Here is a 26056-nt window from a genome sequence, read left to right as displayed (position 1 = left end):
ATGACGGGAGGGTCCGCTTACCGCCGTGAACGCGGTGAATCCTGACGCTTGCAGATGAGGGCCGTAAAGTGGGGACTGATTGCACTGGTATCCGCGATTGCAGTCATGTACGCCGGGGCTATCGGATACCTGAAGTTCAACGAGGCAGATCTCGTCTTCCCGAGGGAGATCGTGACCGGCAGCTACCCCCGGCCAGCTGATTCACTTCGGCTTCCCTACAAAACGGTTTCGTTTCGCACGTCCGATTCCCTGCTGTTGTCAGCATGGGAAGTGCCCGCGAGCCAGCCGGGTGGGATGTGGGTGCTCCTGTGTCATGGGCAAACCGGGCATCTGGCGACGACTGCTCGCCCCGAGTACTACGCATATCTTCGAGCGGTTGGCGTGAACATTCTCGCCTTCGACTGGCGAGGGTTCGGGGCGAGCGAGGGAACGCCAGGCGAGGAAGGTCTGTATCGCGACGCGACGGCGGCGTATGAGTATTTGCGAAAGAATCTGCGCGTACCGGCTGAGAGTGTCGTGATCTTTGGGCATTCCCTTGGTACGGCGCCAGCGATCGAGCTGGCGACACGCGTTCCGGCGGCAGCGCTGGTGATCGAGGGTGCCCCCAGGTCTGTGCGGGCGCGCGCTCAGGAGCTTTATCCTTACCTGCCGGTGAGCCTCGCGGCGTCCAGCCATTTCAACTCCATCGGCCGAATCGGGCGGGTACGTATGCCGATACTGATTCTCCATGCGCGTGACGACAAGCGTATACCCGTGGGCCACGGCCGCGCGTTGTTCGATTCAGCAAAGTCTCCCAAGCGCATCGTTGAGCTCGCGGGCCAGCATCACGACGCATTCCGCGTGGATTCGTCGAAATATTTCAGCGAGTATTCCCGCTTCGTGAGCGAGTTGCGTGCGCGCCGGCGTTGACGTCCGCCCACTTTACTGACCCATTACCGGAGTTACAGTCTCATGAACAGCGTTGACGAAGCATTTCAAAAACAGCTCCAGAATATTCAGGCGCGAACGGGCAAGACACTGGACGAGCTGTACGCCCATATTCGCAGGAGTGGACTGGTCAAACACGGGGAGATCCGCGCGTTGCTGAAGAAGGATCCTGGCATGGGGCATGGCGACGCCAACACGCTCGCTACCTTTTTTCTCAAGTTCGATGGTCAGGGGGCCGACCACTCGAAAGAAACAGGTACCGACGACCTGGTAAATACGATATATGCAGGTCCCAAAGCCGTACTGCGGCCGATTCATGACAAGCTGATGTCGGCCATCGACGAGTTTGGATCGTTCGAGATCGCACCGAAGAAGGGCTACGTCAGCCTGCGTCGCAAGAAGCAATTCGCCACTATTGGCCCGCCCAACAAGACGCGTGTCGACGTCGGGCTAAATATGAAAGGCGTCAAGGGCACAGCGCGATTGGCCGAAATGCCTGCGGGGGCTATGTGCCAGTACACGGTCAGACTAGCTGACCCTGCGGAAGTCGACGAAGAACTCCTCGCCTGGATCAAGACTGCCTACGAAAGCGCGGGCTGACGACCGCATGAAAGCTGCTGGCCTAGCCGGCAATGAGCAGATAAATCCAGAATCGGGCGGCGGCTCACGTGCTGCGTATACCATTGCGACGTGACCGGGCGCGGGCACCTCGGATGACGAGAATAAATGCCACCATCACTCCCGTGACGGAGAGTGCGACTGCCGAATTCGCACCCCACGCGCGGCTCAACACGACTGTGCGTCTATCGTCGGCAATCCTTCGAACCTGCAGATACGGGCCGATTTTCAGATCGCCAAGAATGCCGAGTGGCGCGCGTAAGTGTTCCAGCAGATAGATGCCATTTGCGGTCTGAGTTACGCCCGTGGGTGACCAGAAGAAGCCGGAAGAGAAAACTGTCCGTGTCCGGCCATTGACCAGTTGCAGCAATCTTCGTTGTGCAAAGTCGGCTACCAGAATCTGACCGTCAACGCTGACGAATAGGCCCATCAGATCCTGATCCCATTGTTGCCGGGTGAGTTCACCGCTGAGCGTGCTCACCGAACCATCGGTAGCCATAGCCCGGATGCGCGCACCATCGACCAGCGCGATTCTTCCATCCGGAAGCCACGCCATTCCATCGATGCCGGAAAATCTCGCGGCACGTCCCACTCCATCAGCATAGCCGACCTTGCCGCCGGCAAGGGTATCGACCCCACCCATGTGATTGCGGCGAAGCAGGTAAAGAGAACGTCCGTCTGCCGGCGGCTTCGGCTCATAACGACTAATGGAGTAGACATCTCCGTTCTTTGCTATCAGAAACGGCTGAAGATCCAGCGCATGCTCGGAACCTGGGGCGCGAAGATCTGAGAGTCCACCGGTCATGTCCAGTCTCCACACGGTTCGACTCGATCCCGAAATGGCGACATCCGTACCGTAAACGAATCCATCGAACCCCAGCGCAAGGGCGTGCGAGTGTACGCCGCGCACAATTGGTTCCGTTCGACCATCCGGCGAAATGCGCCATATCGTGTTGGCCGGAATGTCCGCGACATAAACCCGTTCGTGCGCGTCGACAACGATCCCCCATCCTTCGTGCGCATCAAGCTTGCCGGCAGTCGCGCAGAACAAGGCGATGGTCATCAGCAGTTTCTTCCGGCCATTCCTGGCGGAGCATCGACGAATTTTCACGTCTCGCTACGATGGCGGCCCGGCTGGGATCCGGACAATGGTGGGTTTGACATGGCAATGAGGCAGGCGTGGGAGTAACGCGGCATTTGCGCGGTTCACGCAACACCGGTTAGCAGGATGCCAATACTACTGGCCGTGTTAACACGGAGATTTCCGAACCAGGGCCGGTCAGTTCCTGAGATTGAATCACGGAATGATGCGCGCCGCGCGGTTGGGAGCCCGCGCGGCTGGATTCCTAACGTCGACTCAGTAGTAGTACCCGAAGATGATGTCCATCTCGTCTTCGCTCGTCAGACCGAACTTGATGGTCGAGGTCGTCGTGTTGTTGTAGGTGACTTCGGAAGTGAGCCCCTCTCCAGCCTGAAGTATGAGTGGCTGAGCAAATATCCCGATGTTGGGATCGGCCCAGTCGGTATTTTCGTAGACGATCTCTCCGTTGCGCGGCCCTCCTGCAATTCGTATCACGAACTTTTCACCATGCTTGTGCATGTGCGAGCTGAGCATGATGATGGTCGTCGTCGTGCTCATCCTGAATGTCTTCGTGACGATCGTGCGCTGGCCAGGGGGCAGTGTGATGGACTCGTTGTTCAGGAACAGCGTGCGCGCGACTTTGGCCACCGCCGACCGGTCCACCGTGTGCAGGTTCGCGTAGACTTCGCCTGTGGCAGGAGTATTGGTGGTGTTCACGTAATGCGAATTAAGATCGATCACTGCGTTGGCTGGCAGCTCGAGTGCAACGCCGGCCGGGAATTGAAAACCTCCGGTCGGAGTCATCGAGCCACCGAAGAACACGTGATATCCCATCGGCAGCATCTTCAGGAAGTCGAGGCTTCCGTCGGGCCTCCGGATGTCTCTGATCACATCCACGGGTGGCATGACCGCCGCCGGAATGTTCGGGGTAAACGTGTACAGCTGCAGGTGATGACTGTTGGTCTTCATCCGCGTTTCAATTCGCGTGATGTAGATCGGCTCCGCGTTGCCGAGGTCCCGGCGGACGAACAGCTCACGCTCGAAACGCGGTGCGACGTCGAACGGTCCGACCTTCAGCTGGTATCCCCTCGCCGGCAACGGGAGCGGCGTGAATGGCGAGTACGATGGCCGCGTCAGGTCGTTCAGCAGGCTGGCATCAACCACCTCACCGGTTTCCGGTGCACCCGCGTTTATCCACTTCCTGACGTACTCGATCTGTCCGATGGTCAGGGACTGGCCGCCGAGCGGCATTGGTGCGCCGTAATGCCGCGTGTGGTTGGGATCCCACAGAATGAGCTTTTGATAGAGCAGGCTTTTCTGTGCATCACCGGGAACCACCCGTAAGAGGCCATCGCTGCGCGCACCAGGATCTTGCGCCTGCGCGTTCACCAGATTGCGATAGGCGGTTGCGCGGTCGAGTGAGAGTCCTGACTCCTTCGCGAACGAGTTGCCGCTTGCGTGGCAGTTCGTGCAATTGTCCGCAAAGATGCGGGTCTGGATGAGGCCGAACGTCGACGTCGGCATCTCCGGCCCGACCCCGGTATCCGCAGCACCTCCGCCGCAGCCGCTTACCCCAATCCCGGCGACAAGGAGAACCACCGAACGGAATTTTCTGATCACGCTGGCTCTCTCCTACTTGATCGGTCCGGCCTGTTAAAGACAATGGACCATTCAAGTAACACTGTGTTCCTTGCTGGCGCCATTGCGTATCATTCCTTCGACTGCTTTTAGCTGACCTGCACAGGCAGCAACGCCGTAGTTCCTGCACCTGGAGCGAACGATGCGGACACGTTACTACAGACTGACGGCACTCGTTTGTGCGTTTTCATGGTCCGGCGCCGCCGCCGCCTGACGATTGCTTCACTGCGGCGTACGATAAGACTCTGCATGCCGCGGCAGTTCTTCTGGCGCGTACCGGTGCCGGCGCTGCTGCTGCTGCCAATCGTTTCAGCATCACCCCTCGAGGCGCAACGCGGGCTCCTCTCGCCGTCCGACTCGGCGTTAATCGGCCGTATTCTGCTGGCCGAAGATCGTCGCGATCCCACAGACCGCGCGCTGGCACTCGGCAGGCGTCACTCCGATCCTCGCGTTCGCATTTTCGCGCGCCGGGCTGCCGGACGAACCCGTGACTCGGTGTTCGCCGCGCGGAACACCTTCGTTGCGCTTCCGCCGCCGCCTGCCTGGCCGGATGCCGAATGGCGCGTACGCTACCGCGCGCTCACCTTGCCAGGGGACACCTGCGCGAGGATTCGCGCGGCTTTGGAAGACAACGCCTGGCCAGTAAGGTTACGCGCGGCCGACCTGGTGACTGCCGCGTGCCGTGCTGACGATTTGCTGATCGCCAGTCTCCGCGGGTGGATCGACTCGATGCCGCCTGACGTGTCGCGCCGCAGCCGGAACTCCGTCTCGTGGCACGCGGCTGCACACGCGATGGTGGCAATCAGCAAACTGCGGCCGAGTGAGGCAGCAACACAGGTTCAACAATTTTCCCGGCACCGTCAGTGGCAACTGCGACTCTACTCGGCGCGAGCCGCCGCGATATTGGGCGATCTCGTAACTCTTCGCATGCTGGCGCGGGACACTGACCCCAACGTGCGCGAAGCGGCGATAGATGGACTTGCCAAGCTGACAAAAGAGACAGACACCGACATTTTTATCGCTGCCTTGAGCGCAAACTCAGCGCAGGTCGTGCGAGCAGGAGCACTCGCTCTGGCCGGTTCAACCCATGCGGGGGCGAGGGTAGCCGCCAACGCTGCGTTCCACAGGTGGGTGAAGCGCGCTAACGCCTCGGAGAGGGATGTGCGCATTGCTCTCCTCGCAGTGGCGGGCCGTCCGGCGAGCGACGACCGCCCTCCAACAGGGAGGGGAGTGCTCCCGCCGGAAGCCGTTGCGCTGGCGCTTGGCGCTGACGTCCGCCTGCGGGTCACCATGGCTCCCACCAGTGGCGGTGGCAGTTTCACCGTGCGACTGCGCGGCGACGTGGCACCGATGATGGCGGCACGGATTCTACAACTTGCGCGGGCAGGTTATTACAACGGCCTCACCTGGCATCGCGTGGAGCACGATTTCGTGATTCAGGGCGGCAGTCCCGGTGCGAATGAGTACGCAGGAAGCGATCGATACTTCAGAGATGAGCTCGGCACGGTTCCGCATGTAAGAGGCACCGTCGGCATGAGCACTCGTGGTCACGACACGGGAGACGCGCAGTGGTTCGTGAACCTGAGAGATAATCTGAGGCTGGGACGGGATTACACAGTCTTTGCCGAAGTTGTGGAGGGAATGGATGTCGTCGACGGTATCCTCGAGGGCGACGTCATCGCAACCATCGCCCGATGACCGTGTGACGAAACTGTCATTTCGTCCATATAACCCGGCAGACGCCGCTGGCTGTCTTGCACTCTTCGACAGCAACGTGCCGGCTTTCTTCGCGGCTAGCGAGCGCGCGGATTATGAATCGTTCCTCGCGCTGCCGTCGTGCCCGTATCTCGTTGGACATGTGCAGGACGGGACTCTCCGAGCGTGCGGTGGTTATTTCATCGAGCCCGATTCGTCGTCAACCGCCGGTCTGGCCTGGGGAATCGTGGATCGTGGCTGGCAGCGGCGTGGGCTCGGGCAACAACTGCTCGCAGTGCGTGTTGTCGCTCTGCGCGAGCTGCCGCTTCTTCAGGATGTGGTCATCAGGACGAGTCAACATACCGAGGGCTTTTACGCTCGCGCGGGATTCCGCACGACACGCTCCGAGCGCGACGGCCATGCGCGGGGAATCGATCTTGTCGAGATGCGGTGCCGGCTGGATTCGCTCGATGTGGCTTGGGCGTAGTCACCCGGCGCCAACCCGGAACTCCGTTACCCTGCTCAATGTGAACCACTCGATGTCGCCTGCGCGGGTGCGCGTTCTCACTCTGGTGGCGATGATTGCGTTCGCGGGCAATTCCCTTCTCTGCCGACTGGCGTTGAAAGGCACCGGCATTGATCCAGCCAGCTTTACTTCGATCAGAATCATTTCCGGCGCTGTGTGTCTCTGGTTCATCACGCAGGTACGCGGTGGCGCGCACGGCGCTTCGGGCAGCTGGCTCTCTGCGTTTGCCCTCTTTGTGTATGCAGCCGCCTTCTCGTTCGCATATGTCAGTTTGACGGCCGGCACCGGCGCCTTGCTGCTTTTTGGTGCGGTACAGGTAACGATGATCGGCTACGGTTTCTGGAATGGAGAGCGAATCCGGGGGCCGCAGGCGATTGGCTTCCTGTTGGCGTTCGGCGGTCTACTGGGCCTCCTGTTGCGCGGGATTTCGGCCCCTCCTCTGCAGGGTTCCGCATTGATGCTCGGCGCTGGTGTCGCCTGGGGCGTTTACTCCCTACGCGGCAGAAGTTCCGGCGACGCTACTCGTGCTACTGCCGGAAACTTTCTGCGGGCCGTGCCGTTCGTTGCGGTGCTGAGCGCGGCCACGCTTCCTTCTGTTTCGCTCAATGGCACCGGCATGCTTTACGCGGTCTTGTCCGGTGTGCTGGCCTCGGGGTTGGGGTATGTCATCTGGTACACAGCCCTGCAGGGACTGAGTGCGAGCAGTGCGGCTACGGTGCAGCTCAGTGTCCCGGTTCTCGCGGCGGCAGGCGGAATTATTTTCCTTGGGGAGCAACTTTCTGCACGACTGTTCATAGCGGCCACCGCAATACTGGGCGGCATTGCGTTGACCATCCTCGGCGAGCGAAAGTCGAGCTGACAAGGTGACTGTTGCAGCTTTGGGCCGGGTCCCACGGCGGTCGGGGAAACAACGGAGGAATTATTGATGAAGATGATACACGCCATCCCGGCACTGCCGGCCAGCGACATGGAACGGAGCGCTGCGTTCTACCGCGACAAACTTGGCTTCACTGTCGTATTTCAGGATGACGGTTTCACGAAGCTTCTCCGCGACAGGGTCGAACTTCACCTCTGGCTCGCGAATGACGAGAGCTGGCGCGGCCGCGACGGAACGCAGCCGGTGGTGTCCGGGGCCGAGTCGTTCATCGCCGGCACCCACAGTTGTCGAATCGCGGTCGAGGGTGTGGATGAACTCTACAGCGGCATCCAGTCGTTCGGCATCCTGCATCCGAAGGGGCACATCGAGAACATGCCGTGGGGTACGCGCGACTTCGGCGTTCTGGACCCAGACGGGAATCTGCTCACGTTCTTCGAGTCAGTGAGCGGCGCTTAAGGTGATTGTGTTCGTTCGGCTTGCGCCATCGAAGTACGAGGTTGACGTGATGCGGGCGGTGTTCCGCTATCAGTCAATATGCCAGAGATGGGCGGGAGTGGCGAGGTTGGGGCGAAGCAGTACTGCTTTGAGATGCGATATTCGAGCAACTTCACTACGTTCACCATCCGCCAGCCCGCCCTGAAGAGGGCCGACGGACTGCCTGGAGACTCACCAGACCGTTAGACCCGCCGTTTCCCTCGCAGGAGCCAATGCGGCCGAACGGCGAAGGCTATGCCTAGTGCGAACCCTGTACCCAACGCCGGGGTGACAGTATACAATGTTGACGCGGGCGGGCCTCAGGACACCTATAGCTGGGAGGATTTGCAGTATGGGCCTGCCGGTTTGCGGACGAGGCCCGTCGTTTGGGTTGCTGCCGGGAAGCACGCCAATTATCGGTCAAAGTCAGCGTGCGACGCCGGCGGCTCTTATTTTGACACATGCGACCGACCAGAGCCCAATCGGCCAATTTTGGTGTCATCGGTGAGATGAAATTGCACAGAAGGGGCGATTGAAATTGCTCATTTTCTCTTGTTCAGCTGGCGGGGGTTGGAAAGGTTCTTCTCACCTCCGTCCGGTCAATCAGCCACGTTGCGTCTCCCGGTTTAGCGGAGGCGCCTGTGTACGGATGGGAGATGCTTGTGTTACTCAAACACCTGCTGGAAGAAGGACTCAAGAAGACAGCCATCGCCGAGCGGCTGGGAGTGAGCCGGCGGGTTGTGCATCACTGGATAAAAACCGGCCAGCTCGAGCTTGATCTCAGTAATGGTGCACCATCGGCCCGGCAGCGGTTTCAGGGCCCACCAAAGCTTGAGCCGTACAAGGAGATAATTCGCGCCCGGCTCGAGAGCTATCCCGAGCTTTCTGCGGTCCGGCTCTTCGAGGAATGCCGGGCGGCAGGCTATCCCGGTGGCCAGAGTCAGCTGCGACGCTTTGTGCGAGAGTTAAGACCGAGACCGCCGATTGAGGAGGTCGCCCGCTTCGAGACGCCCGCGGGGGTGCAGGGCCAGGTGGATTTCGCTGAATTCAGATTCCCCTGGGGAAAGCGATACGCCCTTCTCGTAGTCCTCGGCTACTCGCGTCTTCTCTGGCTTCAGTTCTATCCCAGGCAGACCATGCAGGTGGTGATGCGCGGCCTCGAGGAGGCTTTCGCCTATTTCGGCGGAGTGCCCGCTGAGCTGCTATTCGATCAGATGAAGGCAGTGATCATCGACGACAAGCGAGCCGGAGGAGGAAAGCTCTTCGAGAATCCGGAGTTCCTGCGTTTTGCGAATCACTGGGGATTTCGAATCAGGGCATGCCGGCCGTACCGAGCGAAGACAAAGGGTAAAGTCGAGCGGCCGATCCACTACGTCCGCCACAATTTCGCTTATGGCCGGGAATTTATTGGCGACGCCGATCTCAATGCGGATGCTCTGACATGGCTTGTACGCACAGCCAATGCGCGTGAGCACGGTACCACGCACGAGGTGCCGAGGGAGCGATTCGAGCGCGATGAGCGAGCAACACTTCTTGCACTCGCCTCGCGTCCATACCAATCACTCGTCCTCCTGCCGGAGCGGCTCACTGCCCGGCAAGAGCCGAAGCCGGTGATTGCAAATATCATCGCCAATATCTCGGTGGAGCGCCGTCCACTGGCCGCGTACGCTCGCCTGAGCGAAGGGATCAACCATGGGATCAGTGAGGTAGTCCGCTCATGAGCCAAGCGTCAATCAAACCAACAGCCCCGTCGCTTCGTGACCGGCTCCGCGCGCAGCTCGCCGATCTCAAGATGCCGGGCGCGCTTGAAGCACTCGACACCCTGCTCAGCGAGGTGGACAGCGGCAAGCTCCAGGCTCCGCAGGCAATGGAGCAGCTATTGGGCGCCCAGATCTCGCTCAGGAACAACCGCCGGCTCGTGGCCGCTATGCGCTCATCCCGTCTTCCCGCGGTCAAGATGCTCTCCGATTTCGACTTCAGCTTCCAGCCGTCTCTAAAACGGGAACAGGTCGAGAGCCTGCACACACTTGGATTCGTCGAGCGAAAAGAGAACGTGATACTCCTCGGCCCACCCGGTGTGGGCAAGAGCCACCTGGCGATCTCGCTCGCGATCGCCACGGCGCAGAGCGGGCGGCGAGTGTACTACGGCACCCTTGCCGATCTCATCACTTCACTCGAAGAGGCTCAGCAGTCGGGTCACTTGGGCCACCGGCTTCGGACGCTCGTCTTCCCGAGCTTGCTGGTCGTGGACGAGATCGGCTACCTGCCGATCAGCCGCACCGGAGCCATGCTCTTCTTCCAGCTGATGAGCCGCCGCTACGAGCATGCATCAACAGTGCTGACGTCGAACAAAGGCTTCGAAGAATGGGGCGAAATCTTCGGTGACGAGGTAATGGCGAGCGCCCTCATAGACCGGCTCGTACACCACTGCCACATCGTCAATATCAGGGGCAACAGCTACCGGATGCGGCATCACTCAGATATTTCGGCGGCGCTCCAGAAGGACTTGGCAGAACTCCCCCAACGCACACGGCGTCGAACCCGCCAGGAGGTGCCGACGCCGTAACGGTCCGTCACCCAAAAGTGAGCAATTTCGATCGCTGAAAGTGTGCAATTTCAATCGCTGTTGACAATTTTGGAGGTGTTGCCGAACGCGAATGTCGGAAGGTCTAATGTGCGGATTATAGACGAAGTGGGTAGCCGTTACGGGTTGTCAGGCGTCGAAAGATATTGGGGACCCAGAAACTATTATTTTCTGGGTTGGTACGAAAGAAGCAGCGCCGGCTCTGCCAATACGACAGCCTATGGCGAGCTACTAAGGTTTTGGAGCTTTGATTAATTGTCGTTGCACTTTGGAAAGGCGTCAGAAGGGTACGGCTCACTCAGCGCTATTGGAGACTCTGGCGCGGGAAATCTGGTGCGCGGATGCGTCGGCGGGTTTACGCAGCCTAAATTTCTCTTGGCCCGCGTCCACGTGCGCTAATCCAACCCTGATAACCCACTGCCACGCACCCACAATGCCAAACACTCATTGTCGTCCGCGCTGGCGCTGCTTTCAAACGGTTGCTGCTCTGTTGCTGGGCTTGGCGGCATGCAGCGAGCCAACGGCGACTGCGAGGAGCTTGAGCGGCGAATACGTGCTTGAGATGCTCGACGGCGTTCGAATGCCGGCCCTGGACCCGAATTTCCTCACTTGCCCAGGGGCTGTCCGCTACGGCGTACTCTTCCTCAGCCTGCGGTCAAGCCAACTTCCCGAAACCTATTTTTGGGACGCCGTTGACGGGAGTACCTGCGACACCTTCGTTCCCCCAGCAGCGCCGCGGGTAATCGTTGCCGATGCCGGTTACTGGTCCGCCACCAAGAGCCGCGTAAACTTCCGGTCAAACAGCTCTTATCGGCAGGGCAATTACAGCAGCACCGTGGAGCAGGACGATTCTGCGCCGCTTCTGGAGTTCAGTGTTGGCGGACACACCATGAGGTACCGACGCGGGCGGGAGTTAGATTATTCCACTGGTTCACTCACCATTTCGGTACGCGAGTCGAATGGTAGCTTCGTGAACGGCGCCGTTTTCCAGTTCAGATCGGCTGACGGATTTGTCAGTAACGGAGTCACCAACAACGATCGCGCTTTCGGCACCGGCACACGGACCGGTGTCCAACTGGGAATTCACACAAAGCTGCCGACGGGATACTCATTCGCGCCGGGACAGGATAACCCAGTGCTTCTCCTGGCGAGCCCGCGCGATACCGTTGTGATTCGAGCGGTCAGATCTGGCAGCTAACGCTATCTGACCGTCTGGTCTAACGCTGACTACGCGGTAGTCGCAGGTTTCCTCTCCAGCAGTTGCGGAAATGCCGGGTCACTTCTGACTGAATTCAGATCCGCATCGTGTTCGGTCCACCTCCAGTGACCGAAGCCGCTGGTCGATCGGCTTGCAGAGGGCGTCGATCGCCTCGGCTGATTGGCCCTCCATCGCGAACGCGCAGCCAATGTGGTAGAGCACCGACGGATCATCCGGATTCATCTCGAGCGCACGTCGATTCCACTCCCGCGCCTTGTCCGACTCGCCGAGCGCGGTGAGTGACATCGCTCCCATATAGAGTGCGCGCGGCTCGTCGGGGTTAGCTCGAGGTGCTTCCTCGCAGTGGCGTAGGTGCGGCGCGATGCCTGGATCGACTTGTCATCCTGCCCGAGGGCGCTGTAGGTCGTTGCGAGAAGCGCGATCGAGGCGTAGTCGTCCGGCCTCACGGAAATCGCTCGCTCGAACGACTTGGCGGCATCCTCGTTACGACCCTGCGCAACGCATGAGCGGGCGTAGAATAGGCGGCCTCGACGTTCGGCGTGTGCACCTGTTCGATCGCGCTTCTCATTCCTCACCGCGCGCGTCGTGATCGGTCGGATTCTTGAGCATCAGCACCGGACGCCGGGCGGACGCGCGGGGCCCACCGGAGGGTTCGACGTGTTTCATCCCGCTGACTTTTGATCCAGGGAGCGTGTTCGACAAAGTACGCGCGCCGGTGAAGGTGACACTGAACGGGTACACTTATCGGAGCACGACCGCCTTGATGCGTCGCACCGCCGCGTGATTGCGATCACTGTCCATGCCGGTTGTAATACGCCCAGAGCCGGGTCATCAGCTGCGCCATCGCGCTGGTCGACCGACTGCCGCTCGTTTCGTGTGAATTCGTCACTCCCATCACCGAGACGCCGCGATCCAGTGCCACCTGAATCCGTGCATAGTTGAGGGTGTTGGACCCATCGTGCTCCACGCCGCGGCCCATCGCCCATGCGGCCGAGCTCGTCAACCAACCGGATGCGTAGTTCGCGCCGGACTGAGAAGTCGTATTGATGCGCGCAATCGCCTGCGGTACGAGCGCGGATTGTCCCTGGTCTGCTCTCATGATTTCCTGAACCACCTTACCCCATGCATCGAGCGACCAGTGCGAGCGTCCGGCCGCTGAGAGATATGGAGGATTGTCAAGCGTCGGAAACTCGATCCAGCCGCTGCCGTTTCGCTGATGCCCGACCGGATTCTGGGCCGCGGGGGCGGGACCCCACCCAAACGCCGTGATTCCCAGCGGAGAGAGGAGACGAACCTCCATGACTGTTTCCCACGGGCTGCTCAATGCGCGTTCGACCATATTCGCCGCGATCATGAAGCCAACGTTCGAATAGGTGTACTGACCGACACCACCGCCGGTTGGCATCATCGCAGTCGCCCACGACGCGATCGCCGCGCGCTGAGCGGTCAGCTACCCTGATCCCGCAACGGAAGATGGATTTGGTACGTTGGGAATGATGCCACCAATGTGGCCAAGCAGCTGCCGCAGCGTGACGTCGCGATACTCCGCTCGCATCGTGCCGGAAAGTTCGGGATAGGCTTGAGCCAGCGTGGTCGACCAGCTGATGGCACCTTGAGCGACGGCGATACCAGCGACATGGGCAGTAATCGCTTTGAGGTTGGAACCGATGTGCCACATGTCGTTGATGGTAACCGGCGCAGCAGCGCTGGCACGGCGGCGCCCGCTAACGGCGCTTCCAAACATCCCTCCGCCCCGGGTGACGATTGCTCCGGAGAGTGCGGGAAGATCGTACGTCTGGCGAACCGATTCCACAATCGCCGCAAGAAAACCCGCTCGGGTATCGATCGTTATGGAAGCTGATGCCGACTTCCCTTCAGAGGTCGCCGTAATCGAAGCAGTGCCACTGCCAGCGCCAACAATGGCGCCGGCGGTCGAGACGGTCGCGATCGCGTCGCTCCCGCTAGTCCAGACGATTGTTCGGCCGGTGAGCGCATTCCCCTGCGAGTCGCGCGCAGTCGCCTGAATAGTGGCCGTGCGCCCAACCTCCAGTTCGGCGGGTGCGCCGTTCAGCGTAACGGAAGCGACCGCGACAACCGGCGGTGGAAGCGGAAGCGGCGGCGACGCGGGATCCGATCCGTTACAGGCCACAACCAAGGGCGCAATCAGCGCCAGCATAAAAATGCGAGTCATCGCATACCTCATCAGATAGCGAAGTTTGTCCCGGTCGCGAGGCAGGACTGTCGCTATTGCGTCAATCCAATTGTATGGCTGACGTACCCGGTACGCAACGGGCCCTCGGCGAGGCGGCAGCCCTTGTCAATCCGGTAAGCGTGCGAGTTCTGTTAGTCGTCACAACCCAGGTCCGGCAAGGACATATTTCACCGGCCAACCCATACGTTTCAGCTGAAACGTTCAATCCGGAATCGTTCATGCGCATTGCCCCGGCTTCGCCACGCGTCGCCTCGACCCTTGAAGACGGCCTGCATGAAATCGATCGGTTTCAGACGACCGCCCGGCGCTTGTGCGTCCGACGTGCCAGGCAGTGAAAATCGGCGCTCGTGCCCCCGCGTCGTTGTTATCGGGGCCGGTGCAGCGGGATCGATGGCAGCCATCTTTGCTGCAACCGGTGGTGCAGAAACAATTCTGCTCGAACGCACCCGCGATGGCGGCAGAAAGATTCTGATAAGCGGGGGCGGACGATGCAACGTGCTGCCCATGCGCGTTGATGAGTCGCGTTTCGTCACTGACTCATCTCCGAACTCTCTGCGCAAGATTCTGCGCTCGTGGCCACTTGCCGGGCAGATCGACTTCTTCCAGAATGAGTTGCGCATTCCACTCGCCGAGGAGCCGCAGTCCGCAAAGCTTTTCCCTGTTTCAAACAGAGCTCGCGATGTGCGGGACGGTCTGCTCGCTTACGCAACGCGCGCCGGCACCACGATCCGGAACGAGACCATCGTGACCGGCTTCGCACCCGCGAAAGACGGATGGCTGATTGAATCCGAAAGTTCACCAGCGATTGAATGCGATGCTGTCATCGTCGCTACCGGCGGTCTCTCGGTACCGAACACCGGAAGCGACGGTCTTGGCATTCGAGAGCTGTTGCGACTCGGCCACACGATAAATCCGGTCTACCCTGCGCTCACGCCGCTCACGTCGGCGGGCGAATCGCCCTTTGCCGGCCTGAGTGGCGTTTCACTGCGCGTGACGATCACTGCGCGCGACGACGTGACCACGCGTTCGGCAACAGCAACGGGCGGCTTTCTGTTCACGCACAAAGGTTACAGCGGTCCAGCCGTGCTCGATGTCTCCCACGTTGCCGTGCGTTCGCGAGCGGAAGCGAACGGCTCGGCGCGCGTGACCGTGCAGTGGACGGAGCTCGATGCCGCCGCATGGGAAACCGCGCTGCAACCGCACGGCAATCGGACACTGGCGGGAGCTGTTCGAGCCCATCTTCCTGATCGTCTGGCTGGCGTACTCATCGGGCTGGCCGGCTGCGATCCCGCGCGCTCGCTGGCGGAGCTCCGTCGTGACGAACGCGTTCGCGTAATCAATGCACTGGTTGCATGCCCATTGCCGTGGAGCGGAGACGAGGGCTACCGGAAAGCGGAAGTGACTGGGGGCGGGATCAATCTTGCAGAAGTGGATCCGCGGACGATGGAGAGCCGCCGGCATTCCCGATTGTACATCTGCGGTGAAGTGCTCGATGCGTTCGGCCCGGTTGGCGGTTACAACTTCCTGTGGTCGTGGGCCACTGGCCGTCTGGCCGGGATTAGTGCTGCACGCAGAACAGCTACAGCCAGCCCTTCGCCCGGGCTATCCGCGACGCCTCCACGCGGTTGATGGCGCCAACCTTGGTCATGGCGTCGGATAGATAATTCCGCACCGTGCCTTCCGATAACCTGAGTGCCGCGGCGATGTCGACAGTCGCCTTCCCTTCCCCCGCCAGGCGCAAGGCCTGGCGCTCTCGATCGGTCAAAGGGTCCGCTTCATCCCAAGCTCCGGCCGCAAGCTCGGGATCAATAGCCCGAAGCCCGGAATGCACGCGTCGCACTGCATTCGCCAGCATGTCACACGGGCTGTCCTTGAGGAGATACCCCGACACGCCGGCCTCGAGCGCGCGTCGCAGATAGCCTGATCGGGCGAACGTCGTCACGATTACCACCCGCGTCGCAGCGCCCTCGCGCTGCAATGCCGCCGCCACCTCGAGCCCGGTCATCTCCGGCATCTCGATATCGGTGAGAAGGACATCGGGGCAATGCTGTCGCGTAAGCGAGATTGCCTCCGCCCCATTGCGAGCGGTGGCGACGACCTCAATGTCACTTTCGGTTTCGAGCAACGCAGCCAGAGCGCCCAGCACCATGCCCTGGTCCTCGGCGACTATAATGCGAATCATGCGACGACTGATATCGCGACAGGCCTGCTGTCTGCGGTAACCGGTTCATCCTTTTGCAATGGTGCATCGGGAAGCTCGATCGTGAGCAGCGTGCCATTGTGGCGATCAACTGAAAACTCTCCCCCAATCGCCGCGACCCGCTCACGCATTCCCGCGAGCCCATTCCCGTCGAGCGCGCGTTTCCAGGTTCCGTCATCCGCAATCATCAACCGTCTCGCGCTATCGTCTCTTGACAGCGTAATCGAACAGAATTTCGCACGCGAGTGCCTGACGACGTTGGTGACCCCTTCACGAACTGCCAGTGCGAGCACCGCTTCCTCGGCAGGCGTCATCTCGACTTCCTCGATTGCGACGCGCGCGGTGATGCCGCCCGCCGCCAGCATCTGCTGTGCGCTGGCAACTGCTCGAGCGAAGCCGGCATCACGGTAACCACCGATTGCTGCCCGCACTTCGACAAGAGCCTCGCGCGAGATTCGCTCAACGTCCCGGATTTCAGCGATCGCCCGCTCAGGATCGCGGTCCGCGAGCTTGGATGCCAGCGATGACTTGAGGGTGATCAGCGAAAGTGTGTGACCCAGAAGGTCGTGCAGATCGCGAGCGATTCGCTCCCGTTCCGCAACCGTTGCCAGGTGTTCGACCTCGTCCCGGGCCATGCGCAACTCGCCGTTTGCATACCTTACTGAAGCCCCGTGCGAATTGACTCCGCCGACCACCCAGATGAAGACTGCCGCCCACGCCCATTCCAGCAGCGGAAGCTGGAGAGCGAACGCCTCTGCGACGACTATGACGGTAAGCAGACCGAGCAGCTGGGCCACCCGACGCGTGTGACGCTGTGTGCCGAAAAATGCGGCGGCATAAATGAAAAGGACAAATCCGGAGCTGTTCCACGGGACGAGCAGCGCACCAAGTGCAGCGATGGCGCCAGCGATAGCAGAGGCTTCTGCACCTCTCGCCCAGTACCCACGAAAGTACAACGGCAGAAAGGCGAGCCCAACGATCGAAGTGAGCGCCCACGTATGAGCAGGCGCACCAGCGATGGCCGGCTGGAGAAACAGTGTCGGGAAATAGACCAGCCAGGCGTACGGCGTCCACCCGAGATAATTGTCCTCGGGAAGAAGCCGGAAGCTGCGTTTTCCAGGCGGAGGCGTGGTCATCGATCAGCCGTATGTCTTTCCTTCATCGCGCCGGTAGGCAACTGTCGCGAGGATCGTGAACAGAATGGCGAATCCGGCGAGCGCACCTATGTGGACCCATCCATTCGAAGCCGTTGGAATTCCGATGACGTTCAGCGCCAGCCGACCCAGATGATAAGGTGGCAGAAACTGGGCAAAAGTGCGGAGAAATGAGGGAAGCATTTCCGCCGGAATGAATAAACCCGAAAGAAACGCGCTTGGCAGATAGACTGCGTTAACCACAGCTGGCGCAGAATTTGGTCCCACCAGATACGCGACCATGATGCCCGCTGCGCAGAACGGAATCCCGCCGAACATCAGCACGAGCATCAGCAACCCCCACTGGGATGCCTGCAGCCGGACGTGTCCAAAAACAGCGCCCATCAGACAGAGCAGTGTCACAAGAAGTGCGCTGAACAGGATAGTCATTGCGTACTTTCCGAAGAAGTACGCCGGTATGGGCATCGGACTGGCGCGCTTGACGGCGAGCCAACCCTGCGCGCGCTCGGTCGACACACCGATCCCCAGCGAAAAAAGGGCAATTCCAATCACGCCGAATGCTCCGTATGTCCCGAGCAGATACGTCGTCATCGGAAACGACGCGGATTTTGTGGGAAGCACCAGCGCAAACAGCGCATAGAACATCATCGGAAAGCCGAGGCTGGGAATGAAGAATGCCGGAAGACGAAGCAGCTTGAGCAGTTCGTACTTTGCCTCACGCAGGTAGATACGTGCAGAGGCTCCGAGCGAGAGGCCCGTCTCGGAAACGGGCACCACCCGCTGCTGAGTGCTCTGGAGACGCACAGTCATGCAGCTTCCTCTTTGTTGATCAATGCCATGAACGCGTCTTCGAGGCCGACACTCGTCACCTCCAGATTGGACAGAGATGCATCGCGGTGGAAAAGCTCTCTCAATACCTGCTCGGCCGCCGAGGCTATGATTTCGGTGCGGTCGCCTTCCCGCGAAACGCTGCTGACGCCGGCAATTTTGTGGATTTCGTCAGGGCTCAGATCGGTAATGCAGCGAATGCGCCTGCCTGAGACGCGCCCCTTGATCTCGGTGGGCGTTCCGTCGGCAACGATGCAACCGCGATCGATCACGATGATTCTGTCGGCCAGAGCGTCCGCCTCTTCCAGATAGTGCGTCGTGAGCAGGACAGTTCGTCCAAGTGAGACATAGGCGCGGATTTGTTTCCAGAACGCACGGCGCACCTCGACGTCGAAGCCAAGGGTTGGCTCGTCGAGAAACAGCAACTCGGGATCGCCGCACAGTGCGATGGCGAAGAGTACCCGCTGTCGTTGTCCGCCGGAGAGCTCGCCGAATTTCTTGTCCTCGATGCCTTGCAGTCCGCCGAGCTCGACGACGGCCTTCACCGGCAGTGGCGACGGATAGTATCCGCGAAACTGATCGATATGTTCGCGAACGCGCAGAGTCTCCGGGACTTTGCCCACCTGAAGCATCGCTCCGATTCTCCGACGATTGCTGGCCTTCCGCGGATCTCCGCCAAACAGCGTGGCTGTCCCGCTCGTGGGCGACGATAGGCCGAGCAGCAGCTTCACAGCTGTGGTTTTGCCTGCGCCGTTCGGCCCCAGCAGGGCAAGCACGCGTCCGCACTCGATGTCGAACGTCACTTCACTCAGAGCGAGTGTGGTTCCGTATCGCTTCGTTGCGCAATCGAGACGCGCGACAATTTCAGCCTCTGCGTTCATCGAAGAGAGATCTGGTCAATCTGCATGCTGAATGGTCCTGGCGCGGGACCTCCGGCAAACACGAATCCCATGATGTCACGGCCGTCGACGCCGTCGAACGACGCAAACGAAAAGTCATACTCCTTCCAGTTTGCGCCGGCGACGAAACTCTGAACCAGTGGCTGCATGCCCTTTCCCTGTGAGAACATCATGATCCTGTAGGTCTTGCCGTCGCCTCTGGCCCAGAAACGAACGCCCTTCGCCGCGCTCAGATTCGCCGGCTGCATTGGCTGCGAGCCGGTCATGAACATCACCCCTCCCCATGCGTACGGAAGCGGGCCAACGATATTGCCAGACACACCGAGGTGCTTCGGCGTGGCGATGGCGCCCCCGTCGAGCACCTTGATCTTCGTGGTTGAGGACCCGCCTGCCATCTGATCAGTCGAGACGAGCCAGCCTGAGCCGAACGATGCTTTGGTGCTGCCGTCGTCGAAGTCGCTGATCAGTCCGACACCAATTGTTTTCGCTGAAGCGGCAGCTGCGGGGGCCAGAGATGCGGCATACGCTTTTCGATCGAATCGGACGCCCCCTTTCCATACGCCTTCGATATTGCGCGTTGCGGCGATGTTAATGGCGGGATTCCCGGAGACGAGCAGCAGATCTGCCCGCATGCCAGCGGCGATGCGACCGCGGTCGCGCAGTGAGAATGCGCGGGCCGGCGCGCTGGTGGCGGCGGCAAGTGCCTGAGTATTCGACAGGCCCGCGTTGACGAGCAACTCGAGCTCGCGGTGAAGTGCAATGCCATGAGCAGTGCCGGGATTCGGCGCATCGGTGCCTGCGAGAATTGGAACCCCCGCCGCGAGTAACTGGCGGATGGTCGCATGAGCTGGCGCTACGCTGCGCGCCGGCGCTGACTTCGGAAACGGGAACGCTCCTCTGATTGTTGCCATGCTCTGCTGGGACACAAACGCCTTGAACTGCGGATCGTCGGCAAGATCGCCCGCTCCAGACTTTCCGCTGATGCTCGTAAGAACCGTAAGTGTGGGAATGATAAAAGTCTTGTGTCGCGCGGCGAGCTTTCCGAAATTCGCTTCCGGCGCGCGATCGGAGAACAGGTGGACAAGTCCGTCGGCTCCAGCTTCGATTGCGATGCGGGCATCCGCCGCGGAGCCGGTGTGTACGACTGCCAATTTTCTGCGCCGGTGCGCTGCCCCGATGAGCGCGGTGAGAGTCGCGTGTGAGAGCGTCGGAGTGTTCATCCCGTAAACGTGGCCGTCATCGAAGACGATCTTGATGTAGTCGGATCCTTCGCGGATGCGCGCATCCACCCACGACTGCGCCGAATCGGGCGACGAGATCGTGGGAATCGCAAAGCCGTATTCAGTGCCGTGCCCCTTTGGGGCGGTGGCGAGTGTGCCGGCTGAGAAAATGTCGGCGCGGGATGCCGCGGTGCCCGCCCTCTGCTCGGCGCGAAGCCGTGCGGCCTCGCTTACGACGGTGAACATGTCGAGCTCCGTAGTCACACCGAACGCCAGCGCCTGCGTTAGCGCATCGCCGAAAACATGGGTATGCGAGTCGATCAGTCCGGGAAGTAGCGTCTTGCCCGTACCGTCGACGATTGACGCGCCGGCTGGAGCTGCGATGGACATAGCAACTCTGACAATCTTCCCGCCGGAAATCAGAACGTCGCGTATTCCGAGGGTTCGCGAACCGTCGAACACGTTGACTTTGCGGACGAGAGTGGTTGGAACTGCCGGCTGGGCAGCAAGGTTGCGTGCAAGCGACATTATGAGAATTCCGAGCGACAGCATAATGGCGCTGGATAGTTTCGTGCGAATGCCCAGAGACATGGGTTCATATCCGGAAAATGTTTGTGCGTCTGCGATTGCGATACAGCGCTTGCTAAGCATGTGGACAGCCGGGACTTCCGGTCAGTGAGGGGTGTCAGATATCGGTGGTGACATGTGTCATCCATCCGCTTGCCGTCGCCGGCCTGACCAGTTACCGTCCACTCACTGCCCGCCGAATCGACATGCCGCCGCGACCAAAGTCGGAGACAACCAGAAAAGTTGTCGGTAGTCCTTTTCTAACCCGCGTCGCACTCCGCGAAGATCGAACGGTGCCGGGAGTGCATCCATTCACCCTCCCGATTCTGGCCGACGGCCTCGCTCTCGAATTCACCACGCCAGTGACGTTCTTCGTTGGTGAAAACGGGTCGGGCAAGTCGACGCTTCTAGAGGCTCTCGCCTGGAGCACCGGCTTCGGCATGCACGGCGGCAACCGGGATCACCAGTTCGCCGACGGCACCGAAGGACACGCACTCGGCCGCGCACTCCGTTTGAGCTGGCGCCAGCGAAGCACCGACGGATTCTTTCTGCGCGCGGAGACGCTCCATAGTTTCACGACGCAGCTTGAATCCGCCGAGAGTACCTGGAGCCGGTACGGCGGAAAGTCGTTCCACGAGCGGTCGCACGGCGAGGCGTTTCTCGCGCTGTTCGAGCATCGTTTCGAGGATGGACTTTACCTTCTTGATGAACCGGAGGCGGCACTGTCGCCGCAGCGGCAACTTGCCTTTCTACGAATCGTCCATGACCTCGCGTCGCAGCGAATTGCACAGTTCATTGTCGCTACGCACTCGCCGATACTTCTAAGCCTGCCAGGCGCGACGGTATTGAGTTTCGATTCGGGAGAGATCACAGCGGTTGACTACCGCGAAACGGAGCACTTCACCCTCACCCGCGATTTTCTGAACGCGCCTGAGCGTTTCTTCCGTCACTTGTTTGCGGAAGGTGATGTCGGCCTGCCGGAGGATGCATAGAATTCGGCTCCGTCTGGCGCGACTTGTTGCGCCCAGGCTTGCGACTGATCTTCATCGGAACAGCCTCTTCTCTAATCGCCAGGGTCTTCTTGTATGAAGTGCTTCGAGTTCCACACCGCGCATTCCGTCTCGCTGGCGCTTCTTTTTGCGGCAGGCGTGGCCTCAGCGGGCGCGCAACCTTCAGATTCCGCGCTCCTGTCGAGCTCTCGCTGGCGGAACATCGGTCCCGCCAGCATGGGTGGGCGGGTAGTGGATATCGAAGCGCTCGATTCGGCATTTGCGACGGTTTATGTCGCCTCGGCGTCAGGAGGAGTGTTCAAATCAGTGAACGCCGGGAATACATGGGAGCCCATATTTGACAATTATCCCTCGGCGTCGATCGGAGATGTCGCGGTCTTTCAACCGAATCCGAACATCGTCTGGGTCGGGACCGGCGAAGCCAACAATCGCAACAGTGTGGCGTGGGGCGATGGCATCTACAAATCCGCCGACGCCGGCCGGACGTTCCGCAACATGGGCCTCGGAACGACGCATCAGATCGCGCGCGTTGTCACGCATCCATCGAATCCGGACATAGTCTACGTCGCCGCCATCGGCCACCTCTGGGGGTATACCGGCGATCGCGGTCTTTTCCGCACTACCAACGGCGGCACCACCTGGGCGAAGCTGGGTGGCGGCCTTCCCGCTGACAAACGGGCGGGCGCGATCGAGCTGGTGATGGACCCGACAAATCCGAACGTCCTTTACACGGCACTCTACGACCGACTTCGAAAACCCTGGACTTTCACCAGTGGCGGCAAGACTGGCGGCATCTATAAATCCACCGACGCCGGCGCAACGTGGACAAGGCTCACCCGCGGCTTACCTCCCGGAGAAACCGGACGTATCGGCCTCGCGATTTCCCGACAGAACCCGCAGATCGTCATGGCGATCGTCGAAGCTGCACAGACCAACGACCTCGCCCAACCGGGCTCCGGCATCTACCGCTCCGAAGACGGCGGCAACTCCTGGACATACGTCAACACCTACAACAACCGTCCCTTTTACTACAGCCAGATCCGGATAAATCCGTTGGATCACCAGCGGGTCTACGTGTTGACGACGCGCTTCATGGTCTCGGACGACGGTGGCAAATCTTTCCGCAACGGCAGCGCCGATGAGGAGATTCACGGCGATTTTCACGCGATGTGGCTCGATCCGAAAAACGCGAGCCGCTACTACATCGGCGCTGACAAGGGTGCATCACTCACCCATGATCACGGGAGGAAGTTCACACTCTTCGACAACTTTGCGATCGGTCAGTACTACCGCATTGGCGTCGACATGCGGGATCCGTACTTCGTTTACGGCGGTCTCCAGGACAATGGGACCTTCGCCGGCCCGAGCTTCAGCCGCGACGCGCGCGGCATTCTCAGCGACGATACCTGGAAGGTGCACTGGGGCGACGGCATGGATATCCAGATCGATCCGACCGACTGGCGACGCGTCTACACCGAGGCAGAGGGCGGAAGCTTCCGCCGTTACGATCCCGAGACGCGCACCTCGGCCAATTCGCGGCCCAGCCAGGCCAATATCGTGAATTATGCCGAGGTGCTTGGCACGAGTGCCCGCGGTACGGGAATGTTCCGCTTCAACTGGTCTGCTCCACTGGTAATGTCGCCTCACAATCCGGCGACACTCTTTCTTGGCGGCAACCATTTATTTCGCACCACCGATCGAGGCGATAGCTGGCGCATTATCAGCGCCGACCTCACCACCAACGATTCCGCAAAGACTCGCATAACGCATGGCGGCATTACACGAGAGAACACCGGCGCAGAAACCCACGGCACGATCACGTCGGTATCGCAGTCGCCGATTGCGGAAGGCGTAATCTGGGTAGGGACAGATGACGGAAACGTTCAGATCACGCGAGATGGTGGCGCGCGATGGACCAACGTCCGCGGCGCCGTCCGTGGCGTGCCATCGGGCACCTGGGTAGGTCGGGTGGAAGCTTCACACTTCGATCCCGCAACGGCGTACGTCGCGTTCGACGGGCACCGGAGCGACATCTTCACCCCCTGGATCTTCAAGACTTCAGATTACGGGCGCACCTGGACCAACATCTCCTCGAACATTCCCGCGGGTCAGGTGGTGCACGTGGTGCGCGAAGACCTGCGCAATCCGAATCTGCTTTTCGCCGCCACGGAGTTTGCGGTGTGGGCATCGCTGAATGGCGGAAAGAGGTGGACTCGTTTCATGAATGGAATGCCGACTGTCGCGACGCAGGATCTCGTGATCCATCCGCGCGATAACGACCTTATCGCCGGCACTCACGGCCGCAGCATCTTCATCGCAGACGACATCACGCCCCTTCAGCAATTGACTCCGGCGATCATCGCGGCACCGGCGCACCTTTTCGATCAACGTGTCGCGACACTCTGGGAAAATGGAAGCCGGGGGGGCCAGCGAGGACACTTTCTGTTTGCGGGGGAAAATCCGCCGTCGGTGGGGCCAAGCGGCACGCTGCCTCGCGCAGGTCTCACGCACAGTGCATTCATCACTTACTACCTCAAGGCGTCACCGGCTTCGGCGGCGACGCTCGAGATCTCCAACGGCCGCGGCCTGACTCGTGTCGTTACACTGCCGCGCAACGCCGGGATTCAACGCTACCGCTGGGATCTCCGTTTCGCGGCTCCGGCGTTGACGGATTCACAGAGACAAACCGTTTCTCAGCGGTTTGAACAGGTAATCCGCGCGGGGGGCGAGGATCAGGCGAGCTACGCCGAGTCGTACGCGCGGTTCAAGGCGGCACGCACTGAGGATGAGCGCAGGGCGGCGATTCAGATACTTGTCGACGCCGGCGGAGCATTTGCCAGTGAGTTTCGCGCGGCGACCGTCGGGCCCGGCAGTTATCGGCTTACGCTGACGGTCGACGGCAAGCGTTATCATGGAACGCTCGTTGTCCGGGCGGATCCAATGCTCGGCCGAGGGCAGTGATGCGCGTTGACCGTTACCCGTTACCCGCACTCCGTAAACCCGGTGCGAGGTTGGATCCGATTACCGATGACCGCAAAGTAAAACCATGATCTACGTCATACCGGAACAAATCCGGAACTACCTCGACTCGCTGATACCCGAGCGGGTCGCCGAGCTGGCGGAGATGGAAGCGCACGCGCTCGAGCACGACTTTCCGATCATCGGCCCTGCATGCGGACACCTCTGCTACCTCATCGCACGCATGACCGGCGCCCGTAACATCTTCGAGCTCGGATCCGGATTCGGGTACTCGACGGCGTTTTTTGCGCGTGCGGTCAAGGAAAATGGTGGAGGTGCCGTTCACCACGTTGTCTGGGATGAAGAGCTTTCGCAACAAGCCCGCAAACACCTTGGCAACATGGGTTTCAACGACATCGTCCGATATCACATGGGCGAGGCCGTGCAGACCCTGCGGGAAAGCGACGACCAGTTCGACATCGTTTTCAACGACATCGACAAGAACGCATATCCGGCCTCTCTGCCCGTGATCGAGTCGAAGCTGAGGAACGGAGGCGTACTCATAATCGACAACATGCTCTGGAGCGGACGGATCTTCGACACGGCCGATCACGCTCCCGACACAGACGGCGTGCGGGAATTCACCCGCCTGATCACTGCCAGTCCCAAGTGGATCACCTCTCTCGTCCCCATCCGCGACGGGCTCATTGTGGCGCTCAAAGTGGCGGGCGGCTGATGCGAACCACCCGGCTCGAGGCGTTCAGTGACGCGGTGATCGCGATCATCATGACCATCATGGTGCTCGAGTTGAAAGTACCGGCTGGAACCAGTATCGCCTCGTTGACGCCTGTAGTCCCAATCTTCGCGAGCTACCTCCTGAGCTTCGTCAACCTCGCGATCTACTGGAACAACCATCACCACATGATGCAGGTAGCCAAGCATGTAGATGGCGCGATTATGTGGGCGAACATGCACCTGCTGTTCTGGCTGTCGCTGATTCCGTTTGCGACTGGCTGGATGGGCAAAGACCAGTTTTCGTCCACCCCGACGGCCATTTACGGCTTCGTGCTGCTGATGTCGGCAGTGGCCTATTACCTCCTTCAGCGCGCCATCATCACTCGCGACGGACCCGAGTCATTACTGGCAAAGGCTGTTGGCAAGGATTCCAAGGGGAAGCTCTCCCCCGTTCTGTATCTCATCGCCATTCCAGTTGCCTACGTGCTCCCGTTGATCTCCGGGTTGCTGTTCGTCGTTGTCGCCGTAATGTGGATGATCCCCGATCGCCGCATCGAAGAAATCCTCCCAGAAGAAGAATCGGTCTGATGCGATTGGATGCTTTGATCGCGGCGTCTCTGTCGTGCGCTGGAAC

At 60.4% G+C, this 26056-nt stretch carries 22 protein-coding genes and 1 pseudogene; 14 read left to right on the top strand and 9 right to left on the bottom strand.

Annotated features, from left to right (window positions below; translation table 11 throughout):
* The first annotated feature begins 54 nt into the window (after window positions 1-54).
* Both WKF55_01535 and WKF55_01530 read left to right on the top strand, forming a co-directional pair.
* Entirely contained in the window at window positions 55-909 is an 855-nt protein-coding gene (locus WKF55_01535) for an alpha/beta hydrolase (protein MEJ7758251.1), read from the top strand.
* 42 nt (window positions 910-951) lie between these two features.
* The gene (locus WKF55_01530) at window positions 952-1527 is read left to right on the top strand and encodes a DUF5655 domain-containing protein (protein ID MEJ7758250.1); all 576 of its coding nucleotides are present in this window, start codon (window positions 952-954) and stop codon (window positions 1525-1527) included.
* A gap of 64 nt (window positions 1528-1591) precedes the next feature.
* Here the strand turns inward: WKF55_01530 and WKF55_01525 are convergent, their stop codons facing one another.
* Complete coding sequence (locus tag WKF55_01525) at window positions 1592-2608, bottom strand: hypothetical protein (GenBank protein MEJ7758249.1); 1017 nt, start codon at window positions 2606-2608, stop codon at window positions 1592-1594.
* 294 nt (window positions 2609-2902) lie between these two features.
* Window positions 2903-4246, bottom strand: coding sequence for a hypothetical protein (locus tag WKF55_01520; GenBank protein MEJ7758248.1), 1344 nt, complete (start codon window positions 4244-4246; stop codon window positions 2903-2905).
* Window positions 4247-4513: 267 nt separating this feature from the next.
* Here WKF55_01520 and WKF55_01515 point away from each other — a divergent pair, with 267 nt between their 5' ends.
* The 7 genes from WKF55_01515 to WKF55_01485 all read left to right on the top strand — a co-directional run bounded on the left by WKF55_01515 (window position 4514) and on the right by WKF55_01485 (window position 11618).
* Window positions 4514-5962 carry a peptidylprolyl isomerase gene (locus tag WKF55_01515; protein ID MEJ7758247.1) on the top strand — a complete coding sequence of 483 codons (1449 nt, stop codon included), beginning with the start codon at window positions 4514-4516 and terminating at the stop codon, window positions 5960-5962.
* A 4-nt stretch (window positions 5963-5966) separates the two neighbouring features.
* A complete protein-coding gene (locus tag WKF55_01510) occupies window positions 5967-6446 on the top strand; it encodes a GNAT family N-acetyltransferase (GenBank protein MEJ7758246.1) in 480 nt (159 codons plus the stop codon).
* Between the two features lie 40 nt (window positions 6447-6486).
* Window positions 6487-7344 carry a DMT family transporter gene (locus WKF55_01505; protein MEJ7758245.1) on the top strand — a complete coding sequence of 286 codons (858 nt, stop codon included), beginning with the start codon at window positions 6487-6489 and terminating at the stop codon, window positions 7342-7344.
* Window positions 7345-7410: 66 nt separating this feature from the next.
* Window positions 7411-7818, top strand: coding sequence for a VOC family protein (locus tag WKF55_01500; GenBank protein ID MEJ7758244.1), 408 nt, complete (start codon window positions 7411-7413; stop codon window positions 7816-7818).
* Window positions 7819-8498: 680 nt separating this feature from the next.
* The gene (gene istA / locus WKF55_01495; GenBank protein MEJ7758243.1) at window positions 8499-9557 is read left to right on the top strand and encodes an IS21 family transposase; all 1059 of its coding nucleotides are present in this window, start codon (window positions 8499-8501) and stop codon (window positions 9555-9557) included.
* Entirely contained in the window at window positions 9554-10402 is an 849-nt protein-coding gene (istB, locus tag WKF55_01490) for an IS21-like element helper ATPase IstB (GenBank protein MEJ7758242.1), read from the top strand. The genes istA and istB overlap by 4 nt, the downstream gene beginning before the upstream one ends.
* Before the next feature lie 556 nt (window positions 10403-10958).
* Window positions 10959-11618 carry a hypothetical protein gene (locus WKF55_01485; GenBank protein MEJ7758241.1) on the top strand — a complete coding sequence of 220 codons (660 nt, stop codon included), beginning with the start codon at window positions 10959-10961 and terminating at the stop codon, window positions 11616-11618.
* Window positions 11619-11696: 78 nt separating this feature from the next.
* Here WKF55_01485 and WKF55_01480 read toward each other — a convergent pair whose 3' ends face one another.
* Window positions 11697-12002 carry a tetratricopeptide repeat protein gene (locus WKF55_01480; GenBank protein ID MEJ7758240.1) on the bottom strand — a complete coding sequence of 102 codons (306 nt, stop codon included), beginning with the start codon at window positions 12000-12002 and terminating at the stop codon, window positions 11697-11699.
* Window positions 12003-12429: 427 nt separating this feature from the next.
* A pseudogene (locus WKF55_01475) lies at window positions 12430-13815 on the bottom strand (serine hydrolase).
* Window positions 13816-14172: 357 nt separating this feature from the next.
* On the opposite strand from WKF55_01475, the gene WKF55_01470 reads away from it, so the two are divergent.
* Complete coding sequence (locus WKF55_01470; protein MEJ7758239.1) at window positions 14173-15480, top strand: aminoacetone oxidase family FAD-binding enzyme; 1308 nt, start codon at window positions 14173-14175, stop codon at window positions 15478-15480.
* Here WKF55_01470 and WKF55_01465 read toward each other — a convergent pair.
* The 5 genes from WKF55_01465 to WKF55_01445 are packed head-to-tail and all read right to left on the bottom strand — an operon-like array spanning window position 15431 to window position 20743.
* Entirely contained in the window at window positions 15431-16033 is a 603-nt protein-coding gene (locus WKF55_01465; protein ID MEJ7758238.1) for a response regulator transcription factor, read from the bottom strand. The genes WKF55_01470 and WKF55_01465 overlap by 50 nt on opposite strands.
* Window positions 16030-17187, bottom strand: a complete 1158-nt coding sequence (locus WKF55_01460) for a sensor histidine kinase (protein ID MEJ7758237.1) — start codon at window positions 17185-17187, stop codon at window positions 16030-16032. Before WKF55_01460 ends, WKF55_01465 begins: the two co-directional genes overlap by 4 nt.
* 3 nt (window positions 17188-17190) lie before the next feature.
* Window positions 17191-18015, bottom strand: a complete 825-nt coding sequence (locus tag WKF55_01455) for an ABC transporter permease (protein MEJ7758236.1) — start codon at window positions 18013-18015, stop codon at window positions 17191-17193.
* Window positions 18012-18914 (bottom strand): ABC transporter ATP-binding protein, encoded by a 903-nt coding sequence (locus tag WKF55_01450; protein ID MEJ7758235.1) that lies wholly within the window; start codon window positions 18912-18914, stop codon window positions 18012-18014. The genes WKF55_01455 and WKF55_01450 overlap by 4 nt, the downstream gene beginning before the upstream one ends.
* On the bottom strand, window positions 18911-20743 hold the full coding sequence (locus tag WKF55_01445; protein MEJ7758234.1) for a CIA30 family protein: 1833 nt from the start codon (window positions 20741-20743) through the stop codon (window positions 18911-18913). Before WKF55_01445 ends, WKF55_01450 begins: the two co-directional genes overlap by 4 nt.
* 107 nt (window positions 20744-20850) lie before the next feature.
* Between WKF55_01445 and WKF55_01440 the strand changes: the two genes are divergently transcribed.
* From WKF55_01440 to WKF55_01425, 4 genes are all read left to right on the top strand, one after another.
* Complete coding sequence (locus WKF55_01440; GenBank protein MEJ7758233.1) at window positions 20851-21711, top strand: AAA family ATPase; 861 nt, start codon at window positions 20851-20853, stop codon at window positions 21709-21711.
* A gap of 93 nt (window positions 21712-21804) precedes the next feature.
* Window positions 21805-24690, top strand: a complete 2886-nt coding sequence (locus WKF55_01435) for a hypothetical protein (protein MEJ7758232.1) — start codon at window positions 21805-21807, stop codon at window positions 24688-24690.
* 85 nt (window positions 24691-24775) lie between these two features.
* Window positions 24776-25423, top strand: coding sequence for an O-methyltransferase (locus tag WKF55_01430; protein MEJ7758231.1), 648 nt, complete (start codon window positions 24776-24778; stop codon window positions 25421-25423).
* A complete protein-coding gene (locus WKF55_01425; GenBank protein ID MEJ7758230.1) occupies window positions 25423-26010 on the top strand; it encodes a TMEM175 family protein in 588 nt (195 codons plus the stop codon). Before WKF55_01430 ends, WKF55_01425 begins: the two co-directional genes overlap by 1 nt.
* Window positions 26011-26056 lie beyond the last annotated feature (46 nt).

The organism is Gemmatimonadaceae bacterium, from assembly GCA_037721215.1.
GTDB lineage: Bacteria > Gemmatimonadota > Gemmatimonadetes > Gemmatimonadales > Gemmatimonadaceae > UBA4720.
Note: the sequence above shows the minus strand (reverse complement) of the source record. Positions and strands in the feature narration are given on the sequence as shown.

Coding starts and splice junctions, on each gene's coding strand:
- WKF55_01535 (MEJ7758251.1), top strand. CDS start 55: ATGAGGGCCGTAAAGTGGGGACTGATTGCACTGGTATCCGCGATTGCA.
- WKF55_01530 (MEJ7758250.1), top strand. CDS start 952: ATGAACAGCGTTGACGAAGCATTTCAAAAACAGCTCCAGAATATTCAG.
- WKF55_01525 (MEJ7758249.1), bottom strand. CDS start 2,608: ATGACCATCGCCTTGTTCTGCGCGACTGCCGGCAAGCTTGATGCGCAC.
- WKF55_01515 (MEJ7758247.1), top strand. CDS start 4,514: ATGCCGCGGCAGTTCTTCTGGCGCGTACCGGTGCCGGCGCTGCTGCTG.
- WKF55_01500 (MEJ7758244.1), top strand. CDS start 7,411: ATGAAGATGATACACGCCATCCCGGCACTGCCGGCCAGCGACATGGAA.
- istB (MEJ7758242.1), top strand. CDS start 9,554: ATGAGCCAAGCGTCAATCAAACCAACAGCCCCGTCGCTTCGTGACCGG.
- WKF55_01465 (MEJ7758238.1), bottom strand. CDS start 16,033: ATGATTCGCATTATAGTCGCCGAGGACCAGGGCATGGTGCTGGGCGCT.
- WKF55_01460 (MEJ7758237.1), bottom strand. CDS start 17,187: ATGACCACGCCTCCGCCTGGAAAACGCAGCTTCCGGCTTCTTCCCGAG.
- WKF55_01455 (MEJ7758236.1), bottom strand. CDS start 18,015: ATGACTGTGCGTCTCCAGAGCACTCAGCAGCGGGTGGTGCCCGTTTCC.
- WKF55_01450 (MEJ7758235.1), bottom strand. CDS start 18,914: ATGAACGCAGAGGCTGAAATTGTCGCGCGTCTCGATTGCGCAACGAAG.
- WKF55_01445 (MEJ7758234.1), bottom strand. CDS start 20,743: ATGTCTCTGGGCATTCGCACGAAACTATCCAGCGCCATTATGCTGTCG.
- WKF55_01435 (MEJ7758232.1), top strand. CDS start 21,805: ATGAAGTGCTTCGAGTTCCACACCGCGCATTCCGTCTCGCTGGCGCTT.
- WKF55_01430 (MEJ7758231.1), top strand. CDS start 24,776: ATGATCTACGTCATACCGGAACAAATCCGGAACTACCTCGACTCGCTG.
- WKF55_01425 (MEJ7758230.1), top strand. CDS start 25,423: ATGCGAACCACCCGGCTCGAGGCGTTCAGTGACGCGGTGATCGCGATC.